General features: G+C 60.8%; 22 protein-coding genes and 1 CRISPR repeat array. Of the genes, 14 read left to right on the top strand and 8 right to left on the bottom strand.

The window, feature by feature from the left end; genetic code table 11:
• Positions 1–10: 10 nt before the first annotated feature.
• From cas4 to dnaE, 4 genes are all read left to right on the top strand, one after another.
• Positions 11–640 (top strand): CRISPR-associated protein Cas4, encoded by a 630-nt coding sequence (gene cas4, locus KH208_RS00745; RefSeq protein ID WP_291432987.1) that lies wholly within the window; start codon positions 11–13, stop codon positions 638–640.
• Entirely contained in the window at positions 637–1,668 is a 1,032-nt protein-coding gene (cas1c, locus tag KH208_RS00740) for a type I-C CRISPR-associated endonuclease Cas1c (RefSeq protein WP_291432986.1), read from the top strand. Before cas4 ends, cas1c begins: the two co-directional genes overlap by 4 nt.
• A gap of 3 nt (positions 1,669–1,671) precedes the next feature.
• Positions 1,672–1,962 carry a CRISPR-associated endonuclease Cas2 gene (gene cas2 / locus KH208_RS00735; RefSeq protein ID WP_291432985.1) on the top strand — a complete coding sequence of 97 codons (291 nt, stop codon included), beginning with the start codon at positions 1,672–1,674 and terminating at the stop codon, positions 1,960–1,962.
• 180 nt (positions 1,963–2,142) lie between these two features.
• A CRISPR array of direct repeats spans positions 2,143–2,709; the repeat unit is 32 nt; unit sequence GTCGCCTCCCGTGCGGAGGCGTGGATTGAAAC.
• A 106-nt stretch (positions 2,710–2,815) separates the two neighbouring features.
• Positions 2,816–6,295 (top strand): DNA polymerase III subunit alpha, encoded by a 3,480-nt coding sequence (dnaE, locus tag KH208_RS00730; protein ID WP_291432984.1) that lies wholly within the window; start codon positions 2,816–2,818, stop codon positions 6,293–6,295.
• 97 nt (positions 6,296–6,392) lie between these two features.
• Here dnaE and KH208_RS00725 read toward each other — a convergent pair whose 3' ends face one another.
• Complete coding sequence (locus KH208_RS00725; RefSeq protein WP_291432983.1) at positions 6,393–8,297, bottom strand: sensor domain-containing diguanylate cyclase; 1,905 nt, start codon at positions 8,295–8,297, stop codon at positions 6,393–6,395.
• A 1,142-nt stretch (positions 8,298–9,439) separates the two neighbouring features.
• Here KH208_RS00725 and KH208_RS00720 point away from each other — a divergent pair.
• The 5 genes from KH208_RS00720 (at position 9,440) to KH208_RS00700 (ending at position 12,503) form a co-directional block, all read left to right on the top strand.
• The gene (locus KH208_RS00720) at positions 9,440–9,607 is read left to right on the top strand and encodes a hypothetical protein (protein WP_291432982.1); all 168 of its coding nucleotides are present in this window, start codon (positions 9,440–9,442) and stop codon (positions 9,605–9,607) included.
• Positions 9,604–10,035, top strand: a complete 432-nt coding sequence (gene queD, locus KH208_RS00715; protein ID WP_291432981.1) for a 6-carboxytetrahydropterin synthase QueD — start codon at positions 9,604–9,606, stop codon at positions 10,033–10,035. Before KH208_RS00720 ends, queD begins: the two co-directional genes overlap by 4 nt.
• A gap of 6 nt (positions 10,036–10,041) precedes the next feature.
• The gene (locus KH208_RS00710) at positions 10,042–10,893 is read left to right on the top strand and encodes a WcbI family polysaccharide biosynthesis putative acetyltransferase (protein WP_291432980.1); all 852 of its coding nucleotides are present in this window, start codon (positions 10,042–10,044) and stop codon (positions 10,891–10,893) included.
• A 25-nt stretch (positions 10,894–10,918) separates the two neighbouring features.
• Entirely contained in the window at positions 10,919–11,764 is an 846-nt protein-coding gene (locus KH208_RS00705; protein WP_291433044.1) for a hypothetical protein, read from the top strand.
• A 115-nt stretch (positions 11,765–11,879) separates the two neighbouring features.
• Positions 11,880–12,503, top strand: a complete 624-nt coding sequence (locus KH208_RS00700; RefSeq protein ID WP_291432979.1) for a flavodoxin family protein — start codon at positions 11,880–11,882, stop codon at positions 12,501–12,503.
• Between the two features lie 95 nt (positions 12,504–12,598).
• Here the strand turns inward: KH208_RS00700 and KH208_RS00695 are convergent, their stop codons facing one another.
• Positions 12,599–13,066 carry a hypothetical protein gene (locus KH208_RS00695; protein ID WP_291432977.1) on the bottom strand — a complete coding sequence of 156 codons (468 nt, stop codon included), beginning with the start codon at positions 13,064–13,066 and terminating at the stop codon, positions 12,599–12,601.
• Positions 13,067–13,234: 168 nt separating this feature from the next.
• Here KH208_RS00695 and KH208_RS00690 point away from each other — a divergent pair, with 168 nt between their 5' ends.
• Positions 13,235–13,936: a potassium channel family protein gene (locus KH208_RS00690; protein WP_291432975.1), complete on the top strand. Its 702-nt coding sequence runs from the start codon at positions 13,235–13,237 to the stop codon at positions 13,934–13,936.
• Between the two features lie 124 nt (positions 13,937–14,060).
• Here the strand turns inward: KH208_RS00690 and KH208_RS00685 are convergent, their stop codons facing one another.
• From KH208_RS00685 to KH208_RS00665, 5 genes are all read right to left on the bottom strand, one after another.
• Positions 14,061–15,209: an ABC transporter permease gene (locus KH208_RS00685; RefSeq protein WP_291432973.1), complete on the bottom strand. Its 1,149-nt coding sequence runs from the start codon at positions 15,207–15,209 to the stop codon at positions 14,061–14,063.
• A gap of 2 nt (positions 15,210–15,211) precedes the next feature.
• The gene (locus KH208_RS00680; protein WP_291432972.1) at positions 15,212–16,339 is read right to left on the bottom strand and encodes an ABC transporter permease; all 1,128 of its coding nucleotides are present in this window, start codon (positions 16,337–16,339) and stop codon (positions 15,212–15,214) included.
• A gap of 161 nt (positions 16,340–16,500) precedes the next feature.
• On the bottom strand, positions 16,501–18,414 hold the full coding sequence (locus KH208_RS00675) for an AMP-binding protein (RefSeq protein WP_291432971.1): 1,914 nt from the start codon (positions 18,412–18,414) through the stop codon (positions 16,501–16,503).
• The gene (locus KH208_RS00670) at positions 18,336–20,540 is read right to left on the bottom strand and encodes an MFS transporter (RefSeq protein ID WP_291432969.1); all 2,205 of its coding nucleotides are present in this window, start codon (positions 20,538–20,540) and stop codon (positions 18,336–18,338) included. Before KH208_RS00670 ends, KH208_RS00675 begins: the two co-directional genes overlap by 79 nt.
• A 27-nt stretch (positions 20,541–20,567) precedes the next feature.
• On the bottom strand, positions 20,568–20,903 hold the full coding sequence (locus tag KH208_RS00665; protein ID WP_291432968.1) for a helix-turn-helix transcriptional regulator: 336 nt from the start codon (positions 20,901–20,903) through the stop codon (positions 20,568–20,570).
• A 532-nt stretch (positions 20,904–21,435) separates the two neighbouring features.
• Here KH208_RS00665 and KH208_RS00660 point away from each other — a divergent pair.
• The 4 genes from KH208_RS00660 to KH208_RS00645 all read left to right on the top strand — a co-directional run bounded on the left by KH208_RS00660 (position 21,436) and on the right by KH208_RS00645 (position 25,679).
• The gene (locus KH208_RS00660) at positions 21,436–22,386 is read left to right on the top strand and encodes a tripartite tricarboxylate transporter substrate binding protein (RefSeq protein ID WP_291432966.1); all 951 of its coding nucleotides are present in this window, start codon (positions 21,436–21,438) and stop codon (positions 22,384–22,386) included.
• A gap of 184 nt (positions 22,387–22,570) precedes the next feature.
• Positions 22,571–23,977, top strand: coding sequence for a tripartite tricarboxylate transporter permease (locus KH208_RS00655; RefSeq protein ID WP_291432964.1), 1,407 nt, complete (start codon positions 22,571–22,573; stop codon positions 23,975–23,977).
• A 121-nt stretch (positions 23,978–24,098) separates the two neighbouring features.
• On the top strand, positions 24,099–24,569 hold the full coding sequence (locus tag KH208_RS00650) for a tripartite tricarboxylate transporter TctB family protein (RefSeq protein ID WP_291432962.1): 471 nt from the start codon (positions 24,099–24,101) through the stop codon (positions 24,567–24,569).
• Positions 24,570–24,605: 36 nt separating this feature from the next.
• Positions 24,606–25,679 (top strand): tartrate dehydrogenase, encoded by a 1,074-nt coding sequence (locus tag KH208_RS00645; protein WP_291432960.1) that lies wholly within the window; start codon positions 24,606–24,608, stop codon positions 25,677–25,679.
• A gap of 59 nt (positions 25,680–25,738) precedes the next feature.
• On the opposite strand, the gene KH208_RS00640 is transcribed toward KH208_RS00645, so the two are convergent.
• The gene (locus KH208_RS00640; protein ID WP_291432958.1) at positions 25,739–26,644 is read right to left on the bottom strand and encodes a LysR family transcriptional regulator; all 906 of its coding nucleotides are present in this window, start codon (positions 26,642–26,644) and stop codon (positions 25,739–25,741) included.
• Positions 26,645–26,664: the final 20 nt, after the last annotated feature.

The following is a 26,664-nucleotide window of genomic DNA, read 5'->3' as shown; positions in this document are numbered from 1 at the left end:
GTGCCCGCCCATGGACGAAGCGGACTTTGTGCCACTTTCCGCATTGCAGCATTATGCCTATTGCCCACGTCAGTGCGCGCTGATCCACCTGGAACAGATCTGGGAAGAAAACAGCCACACCGCCGAAGGCCGGCTCATGCACGAACGCGCTCACAGCGGGGAAAGCACGGCGCGCGGCCAGGTGCGTCTTGTGACGGATCTGCCGCTGCGCTCCGCCAGTCTGGGCGTCAGCGGCAAGGCGGATGTGGTGGAATTCAGGCGTTGCGGAAACACCTGGCAGCCCTATCCCGTAGAATATAAAAAAGGCTCGCCGCACGGACACGCGGAAGCCGACGCCGTGCAGGTCTGCGCACAGGCTCTCTGTCTTGAGGAAATGCTGTCAGTGGAGATCCCCGAAGCGGCGATCTTTTACGGAAGCCCTCGGCGCCGAAGCGTTGTGCCTCTCACTCCGGACTTGCGCCGAAAAAGCGCGGCCATTGCTCTGGCCGTACATGAACTTTTCCATAACGGCAAAACGCCGCTCCCGGAAGAACGGGGCCATTGCGCGGCCTGCTCCCTTCAAAATGCCTGCATGCCCTCATGTGTGGAAAAACCCGCGCTGGCCGCGCACTATCTTGAATCCCTGTGGAGTGAGCCATGAAACGCCACCTCAACACGCTTTTTGTGACAACGCAAAACACCTGGCTGTCCAAGGACGGCGAGTGCGTCAGCCTGCGCGCGGAAGGCCGGGAACTGGGCAAAATCCCCATCCACACCATCGGGGCGCTGGTCTGCTTCGGACAGGTCACTTGCAGTTCCTTTTTGCTCGGCCATTGCGCCCGGAACGGCGTCGCCGTGTCCTGGCTCACGGAAAACGGGCGCTTCATGGCCTCAATGCACGGGCCTACCACGGGCAACGTGCTGCTGCGGCGCGAGCAGTACCGCAAAACGGACAGCACGGAGGGGGCGGTTCCTTTGGCCCGCGCCTTCATCACCGGTAAGATTGTCAATTGCCGCACGGTGTTGCGGCGAGCGGCCAGAGAACATCCCGAGAACCACGCCGACGGCGGCCTGGCCCGAGTCTGCGAAAGTCTCACATCCTGTCTGCAACGTCTGCCCCAGGCGCGGTCGCTTGAAGAAATCCGTGGCCTGGAGGGCGAGGCCGCCGGAATGTACTTCAGTGTTTTTGACCGCCTCGTCTCCGTCAAAGCGAAAGGCATACACTTTGCCGGACGCAGCCGCCGTCCGCCGCTGGATGAGATCAATTGCCTGCTCTCCTTTTTATACACGCTGCTGGCGGCGGACCTGCGCGGGGCCATTGAAAGCGTCGGCCTTGATCCCGCAGTGGGCTTTCTGCATCGGGACAGGCCGGGCCGGCCGAGTCTCGCTCTGGATATGATGGAAGAATTCCGCCCTGTTCTGGCGGACAGGCTGGCGCTGACGCTGGTCAACAGAGGTCAGATCCGGGCGAAGGATTTTGAGCAAACCGCGTCCGGAGCGGTCCTCCTGAAGGAAAAAGCCCGCAAGGAAGTGCTGGTGGCCTACCAGGAGCGCAAACGCGAAGAGGTGCTGCATCCTTTTCTGAACGAACGCATGACCGCAGGCCTGCTCTGGCATATGCAGGCGCGCCTGTTGGCCCGGTATATCCGGGGCGAGATGGACGCCTATCCACCCTTTGTCATCAGGTGACGCATGCTTGTTCTGGTGAGCTACGACGTCAATACGGAAGATGCGGCGGGGCGGCGGCGGTTGCGGCGCATCGCCCGGCATTGCGGAAATTGGGGACAGCGCGTGCAGTTCTCTGTCTTTGAATGCGTTGTGGACCCGGCGCAGTGGAAAAGGCTGCGCGCGGCGCTGCTCAATGAGATGAATCAGGAAAAGGACAGCCTGCGCTTTTATTTCCTCGGCAGTGCGTGGCGAGGCAAGATAGAGCACCTAGGTGCAAAGCCGGGCTACGACCCAGAAGGCCCACTTATTTTCTGATGCGGGAACCTCAAGCTGACGGCTTTTCCCCGGCTGGTTCTCGATATGTATATTATCTTGAAATATAACATGAAAGTTTGTCGTTGTGCAAAAAAAATGAGCGTTCCTGACAGAATGCCTCCAAGATGCCCGATATCAGGCCCGTAAATCCTTTAGCCTCGCAGGCCAACGCCTGTCACAGTCGCCTCCCGTGCGGAGGCGTGGATTGAAACTTACCTACAGGAAGGCGGGCGGCGGCACAAGGGAGAGTCGCCTCCCGTGCGGAGGCGTGGATTGAAACAGCCGCTCGATAAGATCTTCCCGCAGCGTGGATTGTCGCCTCCCGTGCGGAGGCGTGGATTGAAACCGCCAGAACGGCGTCGGCCTCTTCCAGGGAATCTGTCGCCTCCCGTGCGGAGGCGTGGATTGAAACCAGAGCTGAGGATTGCAAAGGCCGAGAAGGACACAGTCGCCTCCCGTGCGGAGGCGTGGATTGAAACTGGCGCACCCCTTGCAACGGGAGTGCGGCTGACTGCGTCGCCTCCCGTGCGGAGGCGTGGATTGAAACCGTGTTGACGACGCCGTAGCCGTTGGCGGCCAGACGGTCGCCTCCCGTGCGGAGGCGTGGATTGAAACCTTTCGCCTGCGATCCTGCCGGTCAACTATACGGGTCGCCTCCCGTGCGGAGGCGTGGATTGAAACAAAATTGGCGCTGGTCAGATCATCGCGCACGCAGAGTCGTCTCCCTGCGGAGGCATTGGCTGAAACAGCTTGCCGGAGACAGTGGCTCAAGCCGTGGGGGGTCCGCTCCGCCTTGAGCCCCGCTCCGCCATTTGCTATAGACAGAGCGCACCCCTTCTTTCAGGAGCCTCCCATGTCCGATTTCGTCCATCTGCATTGCCATACCGAATACAGCCTGCTGGACGGCGCCATCCGCATCAAGGATCTCTGCGCCCGCGCCAAGGATTACGGCATGCCCGCCTGCGCCATCACCGACCACGGCAACATGTTCGGCGCGGCCTATTTCTACGCGGCCTGCAAGGATTTCGGCATCAAGCCCATTTTCGGCTGCGAGGTCTACGTCTGCCACGATCATACGGACAAGACCTCGGAACTGGCGCGCCGCCGTCACCACCTGATCCTCCTGGCCCAGAACGAGCAAGGCTATCATAATCTGGTCAAGCTGGTCAGCCACGGCTTTCTGGACGGTTTTTACTACAAGCCGCGCGTGGACAAGGAGCTGCTGCGCCGCTACGCCGAGGGCCTCACCTGCCTTTCGGCCTGCATCGCGGGCGAAATTCCCCGCGCCATCCTGGCCAAGGACATGGACAAGGCCTTGAGCCTGACCAGGGAATACGCGGACATCTATCCCGGCCGCTTCTACCTGGAATTGCAGTCCAACGGTCTGGCCGAACAGGAAGTCGTCAACAACGCCCTGCTGGAGATCGCGGAGACCGCCAACCTGCCCCTGGTGGCCACCAACGACTGCCACTATCTCAACGCCGACGACGCGGATGCCCATGAGGTTCTGCTCTGCATCCAGACCCAGACCACCATGGACGACCCCAAGCGCATGCGCTTTGAAACGCGCGAGCTCTACTACAAGTCCATCGAGGAGATGGAAAAGCCTTTCGCCCATGTGCCGGAGGCCCTCGCCAATACCATGCGCATCGCGGAAACCTGCAATGTGGAGCTGGATTTCGGCCACCACTACTTCCCGGTCTACCAGCTGCCCGAAGGGGCCAGCATGGAGTCCGAATTCCGCCGCCTGGCAGAGGAAGGCCTGGAAAAACGTCTGGAAAAGCACCCGGATCGCGAAAATATTGATCCGGCGCGCTACCGCGAGCGCCTGCAATACGAGCTCGGCGTCATTCTGGAAATGGGCTTTCCCGGCTATTTCCTCATCGTGCAGGAATTCATCAACTGGGCCAAGAACCACGGCATCCCGGTGGGGCCGGGGCGCGGCTCGGCGGCCGGTTCCCTGGTGGCCTGGTCCCTGCGCATCACCAACCTGGACCCCCTGCCCTACAATCTGCTGTTTGAACGCTTTCTGAACAACGAACGTGTCTCCCTGCCCGATATCGATGTGGACTTCTGCGAACGCCGCCGTGGCGACGTGATCCGCCACATGGTGGACACCTACGGCGAGGGCTCGGTGGCCCAGATCACCACCTTCGGCACCATGAAGGCCAAGGGCGTGGTGCGTGACGTGGGCCGCGCCCTCGGCATGACCTTCGCGGAGACGGACCGCATCGCCAAGCTGGTGCCCGACGACCTCAAAATGACCATCAAGAAGGCTCTGGACCTGGAGCCGGACCTGAGGAAACTCTATGAGGAGGACCAGCAGGTCCGGCATCTGCTGGACACGGCCCGCCGCCTGGAAGGCCTGGCCCGGCACGCCTCCACCCACGCCGCCGGGCTGGTGGTCTCTGACAAGCCCATGGAGGAATACCTGCCCCTCTATCTGGGCAAACGCGGCGAACTTGTGACCCAGTTCGACGGCCCCATGACCGAAAAGGCCGGACTGGTCAAATTCGACTTTCTGGGCCTGAAGACCATGACCCTGATCCAGGACACCCTGGACAACATCAGCCTGCAGGGCCAGACTCCGCCGGATCTGGACAATCTGCCGCTCACGGACGCCGAAACCTACGATCTTTACGCGCGCGGCGACACGGACGGCGTCTTCCAGGTGGAAAGTTCGGGCATGCGCCAGTATCTGCGCATGCTCAGGCCCACCTGCTTCGAGGACGTCATCGCCATGCTGGCCCTTTACCGGCCCGGTCCGCTGGGTTCGGGCATGGTGGACGAATTCATCAAGCGCAAACACGGCCAGGTGCCCGTGGTCTATCCGCACGACTCGCTCACCGAATGCCTGCGCGACACTTACGGGGTCATCGTCTATCAGGAACAGGTCATGCAGATCGCCCAGATTATCGCCAGCTACACGTTGGGCGGGGCCGACCTGCTGCGCCGGGCCATGGGCAAGAAAAAAGCCGAAGCCATGGCCAAGGAGCGCGTCACCTTTGTGGCCGGGGCGGAAAAGAACGGCATCGCCAAGGAAAAGGCCAACGAAATTTTCGACTTGATGGAAAAATTCGCCGAATACGGCTTCAACAAGTCTCATTCGGCGGCCTACGCCCTGATCTCCTACTTCACGGCCTATCTCAAGGTGCACTATAAGGTGGAGTTCATGGCCGCCCTGCTCACCTCGGAAATGGGCAACCAGGACAAACTGCTCAAATATGTCTCCTGCTGCAAGGACATGGGCATCGACGTGGTCCAGCCCTCGGTGAACCGGAGCCAGCGGGAATTCACGGCCCACGGCGGCCAGGTGGTCTTCGGCCTGGGCGGCATCAAGAACGTGGGCGACGAAGCCATCCGCGAAATTGTGGAAGCCCGCAAGGAAGGCGGCGACTACATCTCCCTGCTGGATCTCTGCTGCCGGGTCAATCTGCGCAAGGTCACCAAGCGCGTGCTGGAATCCCTGATCAAGGGCGGGGCCTGCGACTGCTTCAACGTTTCCAGGGCGGGCATGCTGGCCGCCCTGGAAATTGTGGTGGCCCGCGCCCAGAAAAAGGCCAAGGACAAGAGTTCCAACCAGGTTTCCCTGCTGGCCATGGCCCCGGTGGTGGAAGCCGCGCCCCAGCCCGGCGTGGGCCTGGACTGCCCGGAAGCCACGCTGCCGGAAATGGAGGACGACCTGAAACTGCGGGCCGAAAAGGAAGCCCTGGGCTTCTTCCTTACCAGCCATCCCCTGCAGCCCTACAGCCGCGAGATCCGCCGCCTGCGCCTGACCACGCTGGAGGACGCGCGCGAGCTCTTCCCCGGCGCGGAAATTACCTGCGCGGTGCTGGTGACCACCATCAAGGAAGTGCTCACCAAGTCCAAGGGCGAGCGCATGGCCTTTGTGGGCGTGGAAGATCTCACCGGCCACGCGGAAGTGACCTTTTTCCCCCGCTCCTATGCCGAGGCCCGCGAACTGATCCGGGCCGAGCAGCCCCTCTGCCTTACGGCCCGCCTGGACAGCCAGGGCGACGCCGCCCAGGATGCGGATGAGGAAAACAATGAGGACGCCCCGCGCGAACTCAAACTCCTGGGCCAGAGCGTGCGGTCCCTGGCCGAAGCCTGCGGCCAGAGCGACACGCCGGTCTGCGTGCAGATTCCGGCGCACCGCCTGGGCCGCGAGGACATGCTGGCCCTGAAAAACATTCTGGAAACCTATCCCGGTCCGGTGGAAGCCGAAGCCCTGGTCTGCCTGGACGGCTGCCAGTGCCATCTGCGCCTTGACAACGCGCTCAAAGTGCGGCCCGGACCGGAACTGGACAAGGCCCTGGCCGCCTGGGCCTCATAGGTTCCGGCTCTCCTGAAAGGCAACGCCTGCCCACGTACGGGCAGGCGTTTTATTTTCAGCCGCTCCTGAACCCCGCCGGGCGGCGTGCCGGTATGGCTCAGGGCCGGTAGATGGTAAAACCGTTTTTACCGTGCTGCTTGGTGCGGTACAGCGCATTGTCCGCATTCTTGTACAGCGTTTCAAACTCCGTACCCGCCTCCGGCGCCATGGCCACGCCGATGCTCGTGGAAATAGCGCAGGTCTTCACCCCGTCCGTAAAGTCACGGCGCAAGGTCGTCACCAGGTTCCGGGCTTTTTTCTCCGCCCATGCACACGACGGCGCAGGCACAAAAACCACAAATTCATCTCCGCCGATCCGGCCGATAATGTCCGTGGGCCGGAACTCGTTCCGCAGCATGCGCGCGAAACGCGCAATGACCATATCGCCCGCCGCATGGCCGCAGGTGTCGTTGACGTTTTTGAAATCGTCGATATCCAGAATGAAAAAGGCGAAAACCTTGCCGGGATATTGCAGCAGGAGCCGCTGGATATGCTTCTGCGTGGCCGCCTTGTTGTACAGGCCGGTCAGGGAATCGCTTTCCATTTTTTCAACCAGATGTTGTTCGCGTTCTTTCTCTTCCTCTACATCCTGGCGGAACACAAACATCCGCACCGAGCCGTCGTCATCCCAGTAAAAAATGCGGGCCGTGATGCGCATCCAGTAATAGCTGCATCCGGCATTACTGGAGATCATAAAGTCATAACGCAGACAGTTGCCGCCTTCCTGGTAAACCCGCAGGATATTCTCCGGGCTGAAGGCGGCGAGATAACCCTGGCGGTATTCCGCCTTGATCTGTTTTTGGGCGATGATCCGCAAGGCATCGTCATACGGCGTATTTCGCGGCACGCCCAGGCTTTCAAAGTACGCCTCGGTGGCCTCGCTGGCCGCGCGGTTGTGGGTGATATCGATTTCATAAATATTTTCATAGAGCTTGCCGGTTTCGGCCTGAAAAACCGAACTGTGCTTCTCCTCTTCCTCTACGACCAGCTTGGTGATCCGGGCATTGTAGTTGCGCAGGATATAAGTAATGACAAACAGCACCGGCACGACTATCAGCAAAATGACCATGATGCCTGAAAAAAACTGCCGCCGGGTCTGCTCCGTGAGCACGGAAGCGTCGTTGTCAACAACCAGATGCCATCCCAGATTCGGCACATATTGCGCCACAAGATAGCCCTTTTGCCCATTTGCATCATACCAGAAATATTGATTTTTTTCTTTTTCAGAAAGAATCTCTTTCCTGAGGGCGCTGAAGTCACACTGCTCAAACAAATCCATCTTCCTGTATCCGGTCTCATCAGTGGAAATTTCTATCATGCCCTGATCGTCGATCAGAAAGGCTTTTACATCGAATTTCGTTTCGTATTCCTTGAATATTTTCTGTAAGTAATCAACGCGAAAACCGACGCCCACAACCCCGATGACAGCGCCTGCCCCGTTTTTTATTTTACAATTAATAAAAATGACAATTTCATTCTGCGCCGCTTCGTCGTTGTCAATATTCAGCGCATATTCGCCAGGAGCTTTGAGAAAGGAATAATACCAGGTATTTTCAGGATTATCCGGCGTCAGGATGCGGTTGATGCCTTCAAAATGATAGTAGCGGCTCGTTTTTGTGGATACCAGAAATACAGAATCGTATTTGTATTTTTCTTTATACGCCAAAAGATAATTTTTAATTGTTTTCAAAAATACCGCATCATTTGCCATCAGATCTTCCCTGGCGAGGAAGTCTTTCAACAAATTATCGTTGGCCATTGTCAGCGAGATATTGATGGGCTTTGTAAAAATCGAATCTATTTGATTATATATGCCCTCAGCCGTTAATACGGCTACGTGCTCCATATCATGTTTGAAAATTTTTCTGTTGTATTGATAATTGTGAATCGAAATGCACATGAATCCCAAAATGATTATAGCAAAAATAAGAAGATTTGTTTTCAGCAGGATACGCTTTTTCATTCAGCCCCCTTCCCGGCGGAAATCCTCGTTTTTCCCGCGCTTGCCCACGCATATGGCCATTGCGCCGTTGCCATGTCGAAATTCGGATGCCGCCGCATCCTTGATACCCATCACAATTTAACGTACTTCCTGACAACACCAATTTTATTTGCTTACACCATATTCTTTTTCTGTGCACCAGCACTCGATTTTTCGTGTATTTACCGTATTTCTTTCCGCTCATGGCAAAGCAGAAGCAATGTAGCAATATTATTTTGAAGACTAATCAAATACCCGACAAGCGTCCGCGTATGCGCCTTTCGTATTTCGCCGAATACGGCCAGCATACGACCCGCTGGAAAAATCCCTCCGCTGACGGCAAAAAGTTTTTAGGGCATCCTGTTTCGCGAAATACGATATGGCCCACGCTGCCCGCGTGAATGGGAAGCGCGCAATACTGGGAAGTCCGGAGAAGGCTGTGTTGGGGAAAACCAAGGCATCAGCGGTGGAAAGGATACGCCGATGCTGTCCCGAAGGCCGATGTTACAAAATATTCGAACCGGGGACAGGCTGGCGATCAATTTGAATACCGCGGAGATAGGCATTGTATGGCGTTTGAACAATAGCGCGGCATTGGGCATAATACCGCGTAGCGCCGCGGCCCTGTTCCTGTGCGGGGTCATCAATGTTTCCGTCAATCCGGATGTCCTGCCGGGATGGCTCCTGCTGAGGGGCGGCGGGCGGCGTGGCGTTCATCTGGTGGGCCGCCCGGAGGATGGATACGGCCCGCAAGGCGCACCGGCTCTTTTTCAGAGTCGTTTTTACCTGTTACGAACTCCCCCCGTTATACTTGGTGATCTCCACGGCAGGGCTTCCCCTTCTGGCGCACCCGTACCTTCCGAAACTGCGTCAGAGTGTGGAATATGCATCCGGTTGCGAGACCTGCGCCTTCGGGGAGACGGCCGCAAGGCTGCTGGCATTCGCCCTGCCTCTGAGCCTCGCGCTCAGCCTGCTGCCGGCGCGGTGCTGCCTGAAAAAACTGCGCTGAATGTCTGCCCCGCATATCCTCTCTCCTCAGGCATTTTGACAAAAAACGGACACTTGTTATGCTGGGGTTGTAATGTGCGAAGCACAAAAATTATCCTCCACCCGACAGGAGAACCATGTCTTTCACGTCCTGGCTGCAACGCATATTCAGCCCTCCCTCCACCGGCGATCCCGATCTGGAGGACGAAACTTCCGGTTTTGAATGGAACCAGAACGTCCGCATCGTTCTGGCGATTATTGTTGTCATCATTTCGGCCCTGGTGGTCTGGTGGATTGTCTCATGACGGCACGGCATTGCTGGCGTCTTACGGTACGCGACGAGTTTTCCGCGGGGCATGCCCTGCGTCATTATCAGGGCAAGTGCGAAAATCTGCACGGCCACAACTTCGGCGTGGAGCTTTGTGTGGAAGGCCGCGATCTCACGCCGGACACCGAGCTGCTGCTGGATTTCAAAATTCTGAAAACCGCGCTCAAGGACGTGCTGCGTGAGCTGGACCACCGCGTGCTCAACGACACGCCGCCCTTTGACCGCACCAATCCCTCGTCGGAAAATCTCTCCCGCCACATCTGGCGGAGTATGGCCGCCCGTCTGGCCGAAAGCCCGGACCCGCAGGCCCGCGCCGTGCGTCTGGTCAGCGTGAGCGTGTCGGAAAAGGGCAGCCAGAGCGCCACGTATCTGGAATGGGCCGAGGGTGACCCTCCGGCCCGCTGATGCCCCATGCCCCAGGCCCTCTGCCTTCTACACGCCAACTGCCAGGGCGACGCCCTGCGTCCCCTGCTGGAAACCGCCCCGGCGTTCGCCCGGTATTTCCATATCCGGCAGTATGTAAACTACACCCGCCAAAGCATCGCCGAAGCGGATCTGGAGCAGTGCGCGCTCTTTCTGTATCAGCGTCTGGCCCCGCGCTGGGGCGCGCTGTCCACGGAGCAGATGCTGCCGCGCCTGCCCGCCGCCTGCCTGCGTGTTGAAATCCCCAACCTTTTTTTCAAGGGCTACTGGCCGTTCTGGACCAATGCGGCACAGGGCATCGACTTTGCCGACAGCCTGCTGGAACGGTTGCTGGCCCAAGGCCTTGCGCCGGAAGAAGCCCTGAACCTCTATCTGCGCGGCGATCCGGCCCTGCTGGGCGATGTGGCCGCCGTGGCCGAGGCATCCCTGGCGCGAGAGGAGGGCAAAGAGGCGGATGCCCCCATCCGCTGCGCCCCCCTCGTGCGTGAACGCTGGCGTGAGGAGCAGCTCTTCATCACTGTCAACCACCCGGGCAGAAGCCTGCTCTTTCATGTGGCGGACAGCCTGCTGCGGCTGCTGGATCTGGGCGGTCTGCCGGCGAAAACACGCCGCGCCTACATCCATCCGCAGGAGGATTTCTGGCTGCCCATCCACCCTGCGCTGGGGCCGCTGTTGGACCTGCCCTTTGCCCAACGCGATCGGCGATACCCGGTGTTCGCCGCCCGGCTTACCCATCGGGAATATACATCCTGCTATCTGGCCTGCCGCCGACACGGGGTGAACGACCTGCTGACCCTGCTGCGCAATCTGCCGCCCAGCGGCGCCAACCGGACGGCCTGAGGGGCCGGCCGCGCCCGTGTCAGCCATGCCCGCCGCCGGTCCGCCGCGCCTGTCGCATCCGCATGTCCCGTTTCGGGCGGCGCTCTGCCTGTTTCTGCTCGCCCTGCTCCAGCTTCAGGCCTGCGCCGGGCGCGATCCCCGGCAGGCGGCCCGCGCGTTGGGCGCATCCCGGGGCTTTGCCGAAACGCTCTACCCCACGCCGTATTTTATCCTCTACGGCCAGTTCCGGCCCGGCACAGGAGATATGCTGCGCGTCTATATCGAGGGCGACGGCCACGCCTGGCAAAGCCGCACCCGGCCTTCCGCCGATCCCTCTCCGCGGAATCCCGTGGGTCTGCGCCTGGCCCTGGCCGACCCCTCGCCCGCGCCTCTGCTCTATCTGGCCCGGCCCTGCCAGTATGTCCGGGGCGAGGCCTTGCGCCACTGCGCCACGCGCTACTGGACTTCCGCCCGTCTGAGCGAGGAGGTCATCAGCAGCCTGGACGCCGCCGTCAGCGCGGCAAAGGCCCGCAGCGGCGTTCGATGCGTAGCGCTGGTAGGCTTTTCCGGCGGGGGCGGCGCGGCGGCCCTGCTGGCGGCCCGGAGGCGGGACGTGGTTTTTCTGGGCAGCGTGGCGGGCAATCTGCATCTCTCGGCCTGGACCGGACGGCACAGGCTGAGCCCGCTTTCGGAATCGCTGGAGCCCTTTGCCGTGGCCCCGGCCCTGCACAATCTGCCCCAGCGCCATCTGAGCAGCCGGGACGACAAGGTCATGCCGCCGGAACTCAGCGCGGGCTTCTGCCGCGCCGCCCGGCAGCCCGGAAGCTGCCGCGTGGTTGAAGGCATCCCCCACAGCGGCCCCTGGGTCCAAGCCTGGGATTACGCATACTGACGTCTTGCTCCTTGTCCCGTCATTCCGTAAACTGAATGCCGATTCATAATCGACGTGCGAACCGTTTCCCGAAAACGGACGCCGCCCGTACCAGCACTATCGCAAGGAGATTTCCATGAAGGTTCTTTTGATCAACGGCAGTCCACACCCCAAGGGCTGTACCTATACGGCCCTGTCAACAGTGGCGAAGCAACTGGAAAAGCACGGCCTTTCCACCCAAATGCTCCACATCGGCCATAAAGCCGTGCGCGGCTGCATCGCCTGCGGCAAATGCGCGGAGACCGGGCGCTGCATCTTTACGGACGACCCCGTCAATGAGGGCATTGACCTGTTGCGCGAATCCGACGCCCTGGTGGTTGGCTCGCCGGTCTATTACGCCGGGCCCAACGCCACCCTGTGCGCCTTTCTGGACAGGGTATTCTACATGAAATCAGCGCCATACGCCTTCAAACCGGCGGCCGCCGTGGTCAGCTGCCGCCGGGGCGGAGCCAGCGCCTCTTTCGACCGGTTGAACAAATACTTCACCATCGCCCGCATGCCCGTGGTCTCTTCCCAATACTGGAACTCCATCCACGGCAATACGCCGGAGCAGGCCCTCCAGGACAAGGAAGGCCTCCAGATCATGCGCACCCTGGGCGACAACATGGCCTGGCTGGTCAAATGCATTGCCGCGGGCAAGGCCGCCGGGATCGACCATCCCACGCCGGAACCCTGGGAAGCCACCAACTTCATTCGCTGAGCGCCTTTTTCTCAAGAAACGTCAATGCGCCCCATCCGGCCGGATGGGGCGCATTGACGCGTTCGGAACAACTTTCCGCTTTTTAGCGGCACCCTCTAAGGCTGACGGGGCATCAACGCCTTATACGGTCCGCGCATTTTATAGATGAAATCCGCCTGCCGCACGTCGCCGCTGACGATAAGCACCAACAGCAGTTTGGAAATCGGATCTTCACGCACCACGCTGTACCCCTTGATGCCTTTCTGCTCAAAGCTGAACTGCAACTGGCCGTCGCGGGCCACGGGTTTGCTGCCTTTCAGGCGTCGGGAGCCGGTTTCTGCCGCCTTTTCGGCGTCGCCCGGCTTGGCGGGCCCCACAATGATGGCCGCCGAGGTTTTATGGTCCTTCTGGCCCAGCAGCACCTGCACCGCGTCATTCTGTTTCGTGGGGCCGTTGACCACTACCCAGTCCGGCGGCAGATCCAGGCTGTAATACTTGGTGGTCAGCGGCGCCGCGGAAATCCGCCCGGCAAAAGCGGGCAGCAGCAGGGCCAGCAGAAGGACGACACGCGCGACTATTTTCATGACAACTCCCTGTTCGTATGCGTAACAACACGCGGCAATAAGCGCATCAGCGTGATGGCAAAGCCCGCTTCGCGGCTTCCGCGCCCCATCCGCCGCGCGATCCGCGAAAAACTTGCCCCCTTCCGGCAAGCCTTGTACCATGCACAGCCAGACTTACGAGGCATAACTATGAACAAAAAAACTCTTTCGACCTTCCGGGCCAGACTCTACTCCTACCGTTTCGAGTTGCTCCTGGCCTCACTGCTCTGCGTGTTTGTACTGAATATCTTCTTCCCCGACAACATCTACGGCGGAATGGCCCAGGCCGTGTACCTGCCCTTCCAGCTCCTGGCCGCCACGGTGCTGTTTGAATCCAAACGCAACCTCCTGCGCCTGGTGCTGCTTTTCGCCGTGCTGCTGGTAATCTGCCGGGCTCTGGATCTTTTTTTCGTCAAAAATATCCAGAACGGGCTTCTGCTGCTCTATATCTGCTTTTTCGGCAGCGTCATGCTGGAAGTTTTCCGACAGATCTATCACGCCCATCTCATCACGACCAAGATCGTCTACGCGGCAGTCTGCGGCCTGCTGCTCATCGGCTATTGCGGCTTCTACATCTTCCTGACCGTCGAATTCCACGAACCCGGCTCTTTCAACGGTCTGGGCCAGGGCGTGCAGGCCATGAACGATCTGTTCTACTTCAGCTACGTCACGATTCTGACCGTGGGCTACGGCGACATCACCCCGCACACCTGGATCGCCAAAAATGCCACGGTGCTGGTGGCTTTCACGGCCTATATCTATTCCCTGGTGGTCATCGCCACCATCGTGGGAGAGGCCACGCGATCCAAAAAGAAAAACGGCAACGGAGACGGGGACACGGGAAATTCCTGATCCGCGGCCTGCCGTCCCGCGCATCAGGAGGACCGGCATGAGCACACCGCCGGACGCGGTCTCTCCCGGCCGGTGATGCTCTACCGGCTGGGAGAGACCGGCCATACGCGCCTGTGCGGCCCGCTTACGTCCGGCGCTTGAACATCCATACGGCCACGCCCACGGCGGCCATGCTGATCAGGGTGATCTTGGCCAGGCTCAGGGCCGCCGCCGCAAAGGTGATGTCCTTCAGAAAGACGCCCTGACTGATGACTGTAAAATGGCGCAGGGGGTTAAGCTGGCTGGCGTGCTGCAAAAAGACCGGCATGTTGATGATGGGCGTCACCGCGCCGGAAATCAGAATGCAGGGCACGCCCACGGTGAAGGCCCCCAGAAAGGCCTGCTGCTGGGTGGAGGACAGGGAGGAAACCATCAGCCCGACCCCGCCCGAAGCCACGGCGAAGATCAGCATGGCGAGATAGAGCAAGGCCACGGAGCCCGTGAAGGGCACGCCGAAGCCGAAGACCGTGATCAGCAGAAAGATGGTGCCGTGGACCAGGCCCACAATGCAGCCCGGCACCAGCTTGGCCAGGGCGATTTCCGTGGGCGTGGCCGGAGAAACCAGAAGCTGGTCGAAGGTGCCCACCTCACGCTCGCGCGCCACGGACAGGCCCGTGACCACCAGGCCCAGCATAAGGCTGAGCATGCCGATGAGATTGGGCAGGAAAAACCACTGAAATTCCAGGTTGGGGTTGAACCAGCAACGCATCCGCACGTCCAGGCGGGGCGCGGTGGCCGCCGCCGTGGCTGCAGCCCGGCCCAGCGGCGTGTCCGCGGCCATGCCTTCGATGATCCGGTTGAGGTAATAGGCCGCGATCTGGGCCGCGTTGGAGCGCCGCCCGTCCAGAATCACCTGCACCCGGGCTGATTCGCCCCTGTCCACCCGCCGGGAAAATTCCTGATCAAACACCAGAATGAAGAGCGCCCGCTGCCCTTCCAGGACGGGCCGGATGCTCTCCTCCGCCGGGAGAAAACGCACGCTGCGGAAGGTAGGCGAGCCCTCCAGGCGGTGGACGATCTCGCGGCTCCAACGCCCGTTGTCGTGATCCAGCACGGCCACGTCCACATTGCGCACCTCCATGGTGGCGGCCCAGCCGAAAATCACGATCTGTGCCAGTGGCGGCACGATGATCAGAATGCGCGAGACGCGGTTGCAGAGCAGAACCAGCAGTTCCTTGCGCACGATGGTGACCACGCGTCGCCAGTTCAGCCGGGGAAGCTCGAAAAAAGCCATATTCAGACATCCAGACGTTTGACGAGATTTTTATATACCAGGCCCAGCAGCACGGCGGCCAGCAGGCCCATGAACAGCAGGCTCGGCCCGAAGATGCTCCAGACGTCGCCGGTCAGAAAGATGGTCCGCAGGCAGGTGTTGAAATAGCTGGCGGGCAGCAGCTTGGTGATGGCCTGGAGAACGGGCGGCATGCTGTTGATGTCGAAAACAAAGCCCGAAAGCAGCAGGGCCGGGAGAAAGCCGGAAAACAGCCCGGCCTCGGCCGCCACCAGCTGGCCGCGCAGGCTCACGGAAATAAACAGGCCCTGACCCAGAGCGCTGAGCATGAACACCGAGGACAGAAGCAGCAAAGCCCAGAGCGAACCCCGGAAAGGCACGGCGAACAACGTCACCGCGGCCACGGCACAGAGCGCCATGCTGAACATGCCCATGCAGAAATAGGGAATCAGCTTGCCCAGCAGCAACTGCATGCGGCTCACGGGCGTGGCGAACATGGCCTCCATGGTGCCCCGCTCCCATTCGCGGGCAAAGACCAGGGAAGTCAGCAGGGTGCCGATGAGGGTCATGATGACGGTGATGGCCCCCGGCACCAGGAACTGCACGCTCTTGGCCGTGGGGTTGTACCAGAAGCGCGTTTCCAGATTGACGGGCGGCTCCAGGGCCGTGCCGCCGGGCAGGGAAGTGCGCTGCCAGTTGGAGATCAGGCCCTGGCTGTAACTCTGGATGAACTGGGCCGTGTTCGGCTCGGAGCCGTCCACCAGAAGCTGCAGGCTGCCCGCGCCGCCGCGCGCCAGTTCCTGGTCGAAATCCTGGCGGATGACCAGAATGCCCAGCACGTCCGAATCGCGCATCAGGCGCGCGCCTTGCTCCATGTTGCCCACAGGACGGGTTTCAAACCAGGGCGAGTGGGCAAAATCCGCCGCCAGCGTCAGGGAACGGCTGCCGCCGCTCTGGTCCAGCACGGCCAGACGCAGAATGCCCGCGTCCAGCGTGATGCCGAAACCGAACAGGAGCAGAAAGATCAGCGGCAGCACCCCGGCCACCAGATAGGATGAGGGATCGCGCGCGATCTGCTGAAATTCCTTGCTCATCAGGGCCATAAGCTGGCGCAGCCAGAGATTCTGCTTCATGCTTTTACCGCGCCTCTCCACCGGCCTGTTCACGCCTCCCTTCCGCGCCCCCATCTTGCATTCCGCCACGGGCGGAATGCCTGCCCTTTCTTGTGGTAGACCGAATCGCCGCCGTCTTCAAGGGGCTGCGCCATAACCGATATCCGGGGCAGAAGCATTCGTCACTTTCCATCCGCCGCCAGGGCCTTGAGCGCGCGATAGTCGGTCTTGCCCGTGCCCAGCACCGGGAGAGCCTCCAGCCGCAATACGCGCCGCACGGCATACAGGGCGGACAGCCCGGCCCCGCGCAGAGCCGCGTTGGCCTCCTCACGGGTAAAAGGCACGCTGCTGCACAGGACGATTTCCGGCACGCCGCCGCGCTCCATGCTTTCCACGGCCAGAGCCGGCCCCCCCTCACCGGCCGTCTGAGGCGTCGCGGCGTCGCGCCGGGCCTGATAGTCCAGCAGAACCTTTTCCATCTGCGGCAGGGAAATCATTTCCCCGCCGAGCTTCACAAAACGGCCCAGACGCCCGGCAAAGGTCAGACGGCCTTGGGCGTCGGACCGGACGAGATCGCCGGTGCGGTACCAGCGCAGACCTTCAAACTCCACAAAAGGGTCAGGCGGCGTCTGCCCCGGCCCGGCCAGATACCCCCCAAAGACATTGGGGCCGCGCACCAGCAGCATGCCCGCCTCACCCTCGGCCACCCGGCATAGCGGCCCCTCCGTGCTGACCAGGGCCACTTCCACCGAAGGCAGGGGCAGGCCGATGCTGCCGGGCACGGGATCTTCAGGCCGGTTGACGCTGACGGCCGGGGCGCATTCGGTGACGCCGTACCCTTCGCACAAAATTCCGCCGCTCTGCGCCGCAAAGGCATCATAAATCCGTTGCGGGCAGGCTTCCGCGCCCACAAAGCCCAGACGCAGCGAGGCCAGATCGCCGGGCGCGGCCTGTTGCAGCATGCCGTCCAGAAAAGTGGGCGGGGCCACGGTGAGCGTGGGCCGCCAGCGGCGGCAGATACGGTTGAGGCGGGCCGCCTCTGTGGGATTGGGGTGAAAAACCACGGGCAGGCCGAAGCACAGCGGCAAGGCGATATTGCCGGTGAGACCCAGGGAATGGAAGGGCGGCAGCATGCCCAGCATACGATCTTGCCCGGTCACGGAGAGCACCGCGGCGATGTCCCGGCAATTGGCCAGAATATTGGCATGGCTCAGGGGCACGCCCTTGGGCGCGGCTTCGGAACCGGAGGTGAACAGCACGGCCGCCGTTTCGGCCATGCGGCCCGGCATGGCCGCCCGCTCCCAGCCCAGCAGGGCCAGACGGCTGCGCACAAGGGCCGCGAGCTTGAACCCCCAGGGCATGGCGGCGGCCGCATCCTCCAGGCAGAGCCACGTTGCGCCCGCCCGCGCCGCCACATGGGCGTCAAAGCCCTGCCCGTCCAGGCGCTCCAGCAGTTGCCGGGCCGTGAGGATGGTCCGGACCTCCGCCAGCCGAGCGCAATGGCTGAAGTTGGCCGGGCCGGTGGTCCAGTTGAACATCACCGGCGTCTTTCCGGCCAGCAGCACGGCCAGCCAGCTCATGGCCGCCGCGCCGGAAGCGGGCAGCATCACGCCCACGCGCTCCTGACCGGCGCAACGGCGGCGCAGCAGCAAGGCCAGAGCCAGGGCGCGCAGCCAGAACTCGCGCCAGCTCACGGCACCGCCCGCGTCGGCCAGGATCAGGGCCGTGGGGCAGCGCCGGGCCTGGCGCAGAATGGCCAGGGGCAGATGCGGGGCGTCGGGCACGTCCAGACGCCGGGCCGGAGTGCGGGAGGCGTCCGCGGCCCAGCCTTCGGGCGCGGGGGACGCATCCTCGCCGTCCTCCAGCAGCCCGGCGGCGGCCAGCACGCAATCCCCGACAGTGAGCAGCAGGTCCAGGCGGCTCACGCTGTGCCCGGCCACGTCTTCCAGCTTCAGGCTCAACTCGGTCAGGGCTAGGCTGTCGATGCCCAGATCCGCCGCCAGCCGCGTTTCAGGCGTCAGAGAGGCCGGGTCAGCCTCCACGGCGGCGCTGTCCGCCAGGATGGCATAGACCTGTTCGCGCGCGGCCCTGTCCACGCTGTGCAGCGCGTCTGACGGATTCCGAACGCAACCGGCTTCCGCCTCCACACGGGGCAGAGGCCGGGGCGCGCAACCTGCCAGAAATAATAGGGCACGGCCCCGGCTTCTTCCGGCTCCGCGTCGTACCAGGCCTCCAGGACCCGGTTCAGGGCCGGAGCTCCGGCTTCGGCGGGGGGCAGATCCCGCAGTTCATGCAGGCTGATGCGCACCTCGCGCCGGGGCATGAAGAAGAGCAGATTGCAGAACAGACGCCGCGCGCCGCGCGCCAGACCGCGCAGCATGTCGGGATGCTTCCCTGCGGCATGGCTGAACGAGGAACCCCAGAGGCCCCGGCTGCGCACCAGCACCACACGGCAGTGGGGAACCTGTTGCAACAGCCAGTGCGCCCCGCTGTTGGCGCCGAGATGCTCCCGTCCGTCACGGCTGAGGCCGCCCGCCGGGTAAAACAGCAGATTGTCGCCGGCCTTGAGCGCCTCGGCGCAACGCGTGAGGGCCTCCAGCACGGCTCCGCGCGCAGTGCGGCCCTGGGCCCGCAGATCGGGCAGGGGCACGGGCCGGGCCAGGGGCGCGATGCGGCGCACCAGGGGACGGCTGATCTGCCACTCGTCGGCCAGGGGCCGGGGGCGGAAAGCGATCAGGCGACTGTAGACCAGCACCGGGTCCATGAGGGCCGGATGGTTGGGCAGAAAAAGAATGGGTCTGCCGTCCTGCCGCGCGCGCACGGCTTCCAGGCCGTCCACGCTCACGCGGTAGCGCAGGGACAACAGCCCGCGCAGCAGCGCGGCCAGAATGTCCAGAGCCCGGCCGCCGCTATTGCGCTTTTCCGGGCCGGATGCGGGCGGCATGCCGCCCTGCCCCGCCGTTTCCGGTTCGCCGGAAGGCTCGCTGCCATCGGGAGCGGGCAGGGAGCGCAGCCCCCAGGCCAGGCAGACCGCCGCCGCCAGGGCCATGCCGCCCAGGATCATGTGCCCCGTGGAGGGCGCAAAGAATTCCAGGCCCCAGTACACGGCGCTGGCCAGAAGAATGCCGGAAAACACCAGGCAGTTGTCCGTGCCGAGCACGCGGCCCTTTTCCTCGGGAGCCGGGCGCACCTGAATGAAGCTGGACACGGGGATCAGGTACAGGCCGCCGCACATGCCCGCCGCGCCGTACATCAGCAGCAGGCTCCAGAAGCGCGCGCCCTGGGGCAGCTGCGGCGCGAAGCCCGCCGCCAGCAGGGCGCAGCCGATGCCGCAGCAGGAAGGCACGAGCCAGCGCCGCCAGCTCCGGGGCGTGCCGCGCGCGGCCAGCAGCGAACCGGCGCAGATGCCCAGCATCAGAGCCGTGGGCAGCAGGCTGGTGACGGTTTTGCTGAAGCCCAGCTCACGCACGCCCAAGGCGTTGATTTCCAGCAGCACCAGCGTGGAGATAAAGTAGAAAAAGGCGTCTGCCGCGATAACCAGAGCCAGAGCCCGGTCCCGCCGCAGCCGCAGAAAATCCTTCAGGGAATCCCAGGTTCCCAGCCAGGGGAAAGGCGGGCGCTCAGGGTTGGGCACGGCCGGGCGGTACGGAACCAGGGCCGCCCCGGCAAGGCCCAGCACGGCCACCAGCACCACGCCCACGGCCACCAGCCAGCGCCCGAAAGGAATCAGGGTATCCACCCACTGCCTGTCCAGGGCCGCTCCGGCCAGCATCACGCCCAGCAGAATGGATGCCGTGGTGAAGAGCTTGAACAGCGCATTGACGCGCGGCACGCTGTGGGGAGGAAATATTTCGGGGATGGAGCCGTTGAGCGCCGGGCTGAACAGGGTGGAGCTGGCCCCCATGCAGAACAGCATGAGCAGCATGGCTGTCCAGTTCAGGGACAGAATGCCCCAGGCTCCGGCCAGCATGGCGGCCAGTTCCAGGCACTTGGCCGCGGTCACCAGATACTTCTTGGGAAAGCGGTCGGCCAGCCAGCCGGCCCAGGCTGAAAACAGCACGAACGGCAGGGCGAACAGGAACGTGCCCCAGGCCTGAAAGCTGCTGTAGCCCAGGCTGACCGCCAGCAGCAAGGCCGCCTGCTTGAAAAAGTTGTCGTTGAACGTGCCCAGCGTGTAGCTGGCCCCCAGAGCCGCCGCCTGCTTCAACAAAACGCCTGCCATCCGCTTTCCCTCCGCGGAGGGGCGGGCTCAGGGCCTTTGCACCCCGGAAGCCGCCAGCATCTCCGCCGCATAGGTTCTGACCTTGTCCAGGGCCTCAATGGCCAGTTCAAGGTCAAGACTGTAGTAGACTTCCCGCCCTCGTTTCGAGGGTTGCAGCAGTCCGGCCCGCACCAGGGTGGTCACATGGTGGGTCACGGCCGTCCGGCTCAGGGGCAGGAGTTCGGTCAGACTTTTGAGGCTGATGCTCTCCCCCGGTTCGAACAGGAGCAGGATTTTCTGCCGCGTGGCGTCGCCAAGGGCCGAAAATACCCGGGCCACGGCTTCCCAGTCATCCGGCAGGGTTTGCAGATATTGCGTGTTCATGCCCTGTCATAGGGAAGCCGTCCGGCTGCTGTCAAGAAAAAACTATAAAACTAGTTTTTAATTGTCAACTAAAAAATTAGTTTTATAGTTTTCTCGCGAAGACCACCTGGATGCCCGGCTCCTCACGCGGTCGGGAGATGCGCCGCCGTGAGGGAGAAATGTTCACTGGCGACGCTTCTGTTTCAGCACCGGGTGCGCACCTTGCGCTTGCCCTTGCTCCCGGCGCATCAAAAAAACTTATCCAGCGTATTTCAATTTCCAATTTGCCACAAAATTGCTCTTTTTCTATGGTGACTCCATGCATGGCCATCGATTTCAGTATGGAATAGGGCAAGACCTGTCTCACAAGGGTTGCCCCGCTGAATGACATCGCGGCGTGCATCATGCTTGAGCGATGTCGTGCCGACAACAAGACTACGTCATGCATCGCAAGATATGTATAGATTATCAAATTATAAAGTTTTTCTACTATGATTGTTGCGGCGTCACATGGATAAGGAACCCTTTTTCACTTTTTTGGGAGGAACCACCGATGAAAAGCTCCTTTCTCTTTCTCCTGTGCACGGCATTCTTGTTGATGGGAAGCCTCACGGCCCATGCGGAGAACTTTCCCCAGGAAGAACCTTTCAACTACATGATCGCCTTCAGCGCGGGCGGCGCATCCGACATCTATGCCAGAGTGCAACAGCCTTATCTGGAAAAGGAACTGCGCCAGAAGGTGCTCATCAATTATAAAGTCGGCGCGGGCGGTTCCGTTGCCTGGGCTGAACTGGCAAAGAGCAAACCCAGCGGCTACAACGCCGTCGGCTTCAACATCCCCCATATTATTCTGCAACCCCTGCAACGCAAAAACGCCGGATACAAAACCGAAGACCTGAAGCCTGTCATGATTTTCATGAACACGCCCTGCGTTCTGGCCGTGCGCGCCGACAGCCCCTACAAGACCCTTGACGATCTTATCCGCGCCCAAAAGCAAAAGCCGGGCAGCATCATTATCGGCGGCGTGGGCAACGCCACCGCCGGGCACATTGCTTGCGTTATGTTCAACAAGCTGACCGGCCTCAAATTCGCATACATTCCCTTCCCCGGCACCGCCGACCTGCCCATAGCCCTGCTGGGCAAGCACGTGACCGCCATCATGGCCTTTACTGACGGCACCACCCAGTATGCCAAGGACATGCGTGTCCTCGCGGTGGCCTCAGAAAAACGCGACCCCCATGTGGATGCCCCCACCTTCAGGGAACTCGGCTACGACATTGTGGAAGGCTCCCTGCGCGGCATCGCCGTGCCCCGTGAGACGCCTGACGAATATGTCGAAACCCTTTACAACATCTTCGCAACGATCAACGGCAATCCCGAATTTGTCCGGAAGGTCGAATCCATGGGCTACACCGTCATGGATATGAATCCGCAACAGAGCCGGGAATACATCAATATGAGGGTCAAGGATTATACGGCGCTCCTTGAAGAGCTCAGCAAGTAAAACCCGGTTCAACAAGTCCTCTTAACATCGCCTGGGGGAAGCCATCGGGCTTCCCCCAGGATCAGGCCTCAGTGAAGCGCCGCCCGCGAAAAAGCAGCTTTGCGGCAGACGGCCTGATGAGGGATGATGGGGGGCTGAAACGAGGCGTCGCTATAGCCATAATATCCCTCAGGGAGGTGTGCCCATGGACATTCTGCTTACAGCGGTCGGCAACGTCATCACCGCCCAGAACCTTTTTTTTATGACCGTGGCATGTTTCTTCGGCATCATCGCCGGTGCGCTTCCCGGCTTTTCCGCCACCATGGCGGTGGCCCTCATGGTGCCCTTCACCTTTAACATGGACACCATCCCCGGTCTGGTGACCATAGGCGCGCTCTACGCCTCGACAATTTTCGGCGGGGCTTTTTCGGCAATTCTTCTCAACACCCCCGGCACCCCGTCTTCCATAGCCACCTGTTTTGACGGCTACCCCATGGCCAGGAACGGCAGAGGCGAGGAAGCGCTGTATACCGCCTCTGTGGCTTCCGGCTTTGGGGGCGTGATCGGCACTGTCATCCTGATTGTGTTCGCCCTGCCCCTGGCTCAGGTTTCACTGCGCTTCGGACCGCCGGAATTTTTCTGGACCGCCGTTTTCGGGATGACCATCATCACATCCCTGTCCACGCAATCGCTTATCAAGGGCTTTGCCGGAGGGCTCATCGGCATTATGCTGAGCACTGTGGGCATCGCGCCCATCGGCGGCGACATTCGCTTCACCATGGGGCTGACAGACCTGCAAGGGGGCATGGAGCTGGTTTCCGTGCTCATCGGTTTTTTCTGCATCCCTGAAGTCTTCAATATGGCGGCAAAGCCCGCCCACGCCCGTTCAGTCGTGGGCACGCTGAGCGGCAGCGCTGAAGCCTTCGGCAAGGCCTGGCGCAATGTGGTCCGGCACATGGGCAACACCTTCCGTTCCTCCATCATCGGCGCTCTGATAGGCATACTCCCCGGCGCGGGGGGCAACATTTCCAACATCGTTGCCTACAACGAGGCCAAGCGCGCCGCCAAGGACCCGGAAACATTCGGCACCGGTAACCCCCAGGGCGTCGTCGCCACCGAATCGGCCAACAACGCCACCGTGGAAGGCGCTCTGATTCCCTTGCTGGCCATGGGCATACCCGGCTCCCCGCCGGCGGCCATCATTTTCGGCGCACTGCTCATGCAGGGCATCACCCCCGGCCCGGAACTCTTCAGCAAGAACGGCGACATCACCTACGCCTTCATGTTCTCCTTCTTCGTCTGCAACATTCTCATGGTCATTCTGGGCATCTTTGCAGGTAAATTTATCTTCGATCTGGTTAAGAAGATTCCCACCCGTTACCTCATTCCCGGCATCCTGTTGCTCACCATGGTGGGCTCCTACGCCATCCGCAACAACGGCGCCGATGTCATGGTCATGTTCGCGAGCGGGCTTATCGGCTACTTCCTGAAGGAACTGGAGTTTGATCCGGGCCCGATTGTGCTGGGGCTGATTCTTGGCCCCATTGCGGAGCGCGGCTTTGTGCAGGGTATCCTCATGGGGGGCTCTTCAGTGAATCGGCTCCCTGGCTGATTTTCTTCACCCGTCCCCTCTGTCTTGTTTTGGCGGCGCTTTGCGTGTTCTCACTGTGCTGGCCGCTGATCAAGAAGGCAATGAGCCGCGTAAGGGCGAAATAAATTTTCAGGAGCGAAACATGCAGGCAAACACCAATACAGACATGGTCGGCGGGCTCGCGGTTCTTGCCGTGTCGGCGTTTTTCTACAGCCAGATAAGTGAAGACTTCACGCAATTCGGCGTCTTTTTTCCCAAGCTCATCCTCCCCTGCCTGGTGCTCCTGGGAGTCATTCTGCTTGTCCGGGGATTAGCCCGGAGGACAAAAAAGAAGACTATATTCCGGATCAACCGGACCATGGCACTGGTCATGATCGTCGGCGCGCTCTGGGCTATGATCATGAATTATCTGGGCTTTATCGTCGGAAGTTCCCTCGCCCTCTCGATCATCGTTCTTGCCTATCTACCGGCGGGAAAACGTACTCCGGCCCGCATTTTCGCCAATCTGTCGGGCGTTCTCGGCGTCGTCCTCGCCTTCTACTATGGCTTTACGCGGCTTCTGGATGTTCTGCTTCCTGTGGGGCACCTCATGGAAACCCTTATGGTGGGCTAAGATAGTGAAATTTTTAAATTCCAATAGGATGAAAACATGAAAGAGTATAACATTGCGGTTATTCCCGGCGATGGCATCGGGCAGGAAGTCACCCCTGAAGGCGTGCGCGTGCTCAACGCAGCCAGCGAGGTGACCGGCGAATTCATGATGAGGTATGAATATTTCCCCTGGGGATGCGATTATTACCTGCAGCATGGCTCCATGATGCCGGAAGACGGTCTGGACATACTGCGTCCTTTCGACGCCGTTTATTTCGGCGCAGTGGGTCTTCCCAAGCAAGTCCCTGACCACGTGTCCCTGCATGGCTTGCTGATCAAAATCAGACTGGGCTTTGATCAATATGTCTGCGCCCGGCCAAGCCTTTTGCTGCCCGGCATCAAAAGTCCCCTGGGCGGGAAAAAATACGGCGACATCGATTTTGTCATTGTGCGGGAAAACACCGAGGGAGAATATTCCGGCGCCGGAGGCAAATGCCACCCCGGACTGGGCTGTGAATTAGCGCTGGAAACCTCGGTCTTCACCAGGGTGGGTGTGGAGCGCATTATCCGCTACGCTTTTCAACTGGCGCAAACCAGAAAAAAGCACCTTATCTGCGTGACCAAATCCAATGCCCAGCGCTATACGCTCACCCTCTGGGATGAGTGCTTTGAACGGATTGCCGAAGACTTTCCCGAAGTGGCCACGGAACGCATGCTTGTGGACGCCATGGCGGCGCGCCTGATTCTGCGCCCTGAAAGCGTTGACGTGGCCGTGGCATCCAATATGTTCGGCGACATACTCACCGATATCGGCGGGGCAATCAGCGGCAGCCTGGGCATTTCCCCCAGCGTCAACATTAATCCCGAGCGGCAATTCCCCTCCATGTTTGAGCCTGTTCACGGCTCTGCACCCGACATCATCGGCAAAGGCATCGCCGATCCTATCGCCATGATCTGGACAGGGGGGCTGATGCTCGACTTTTTGGGGCATAAGGACGCCGCCGCGCTTATTCTGGAGGCGATAAAAAAGGTGACCGGCGAGGGGCGCTGCCTGGGCAAAGATCTGGGCGGTTCGGCCAAAACCACCGAAATTACCGACGCCATCATAGCCAAGATACGCGAAGCGCGTTAGGCTTGGCACGGGCTCCGGCCCAGGCCGGAGCCCCGCCTTTTTCAGCGAGCGGCCCAGGGTCAACCCTTGGACTTCAAGGCGCCTTCTGCCGTAAGCAGGGCGCGAAACATGGCCACGGTTTCATTGTATTCTTCATTTTGCCGCTCAATCATGCAGTAGGTGATCTCGCCCAGCGGAATATCGGTTGCTATTTCACGCATGTCCCCCTGTTGCAGGCAATTTTCAATACAGCATCGGGGCAGTATCGCCATGCCCGCCCCTTCCAGGATAAAATTTTTTATGGATTCCATGTTCCACAATATGCTCGGGCTTTGCCCGTTGGCGTAGAAAGGCTGTTTCTTGAGCCAGCGCACGGCAAGGTCGTGTATCTTTGTCCCCTTTTCCCTGAGGACAAACTCATTGCAATTACAACTCCCCTCTTCAAGGCGAGCTTTGTAATGCGCATAGTTGGAGCTGGCGGTGACCAATACGCACGGCTCCACAAGCAGAGGCGTAAAGTTCAGCTTGGTAAAACCCGGCGATACGGGGGCAAAACCGATGTCCACAAAACCGTCATCCACCCAGGAGGCGATGGAATGTGAGTTGCCGAACTTCAGCTGTATGTTGACACCGGGATGCTCGGAAAAGACCGCCTTCAGCATCCGGGGCAGATAATTTGCGCCCATGACCGAAGACGCCGCGATGTTCAGTGTGCCGGACAGCCCGTCATCCGCCTTGGTCTTGGCTCCCTTGATCGAGTCCATCAAACGGAAAATTTCTTCAACTTTCTGGAAGAGCATTTTACCATTCTCGGTCAGGCGCACACTATTCCTTGAACGGGTAAACAACTGGTACCCAAGCTCCTGCTCCAGCAACTGGATGTGCGTGGTCACCGTGGGTTGGGTTGTGAACAAATCATGCGCTGCGCGGGTAAAGCTGCCCGTGACGGCAAGCTTCGCGAATGTTTCAAGATGGGATATTTTCATGGTCACACCTTAAGAGAGGG

Source organism: Desulfovibrio sp. (assembly GCF_018379785.1).
In the GTDB taxonomy this organism is placed as follows: Bacteria; Desulfobacterota; Desulfovibrionia; order Desulfovibrionales; family Desulfovibrionaceae; genus Desulfovibrio.
The sequence above is the reverse complement of the archived record's forward strand: the minus strand, read 5'-3'. Positions and strand labels throughout refer to the sequence as shown.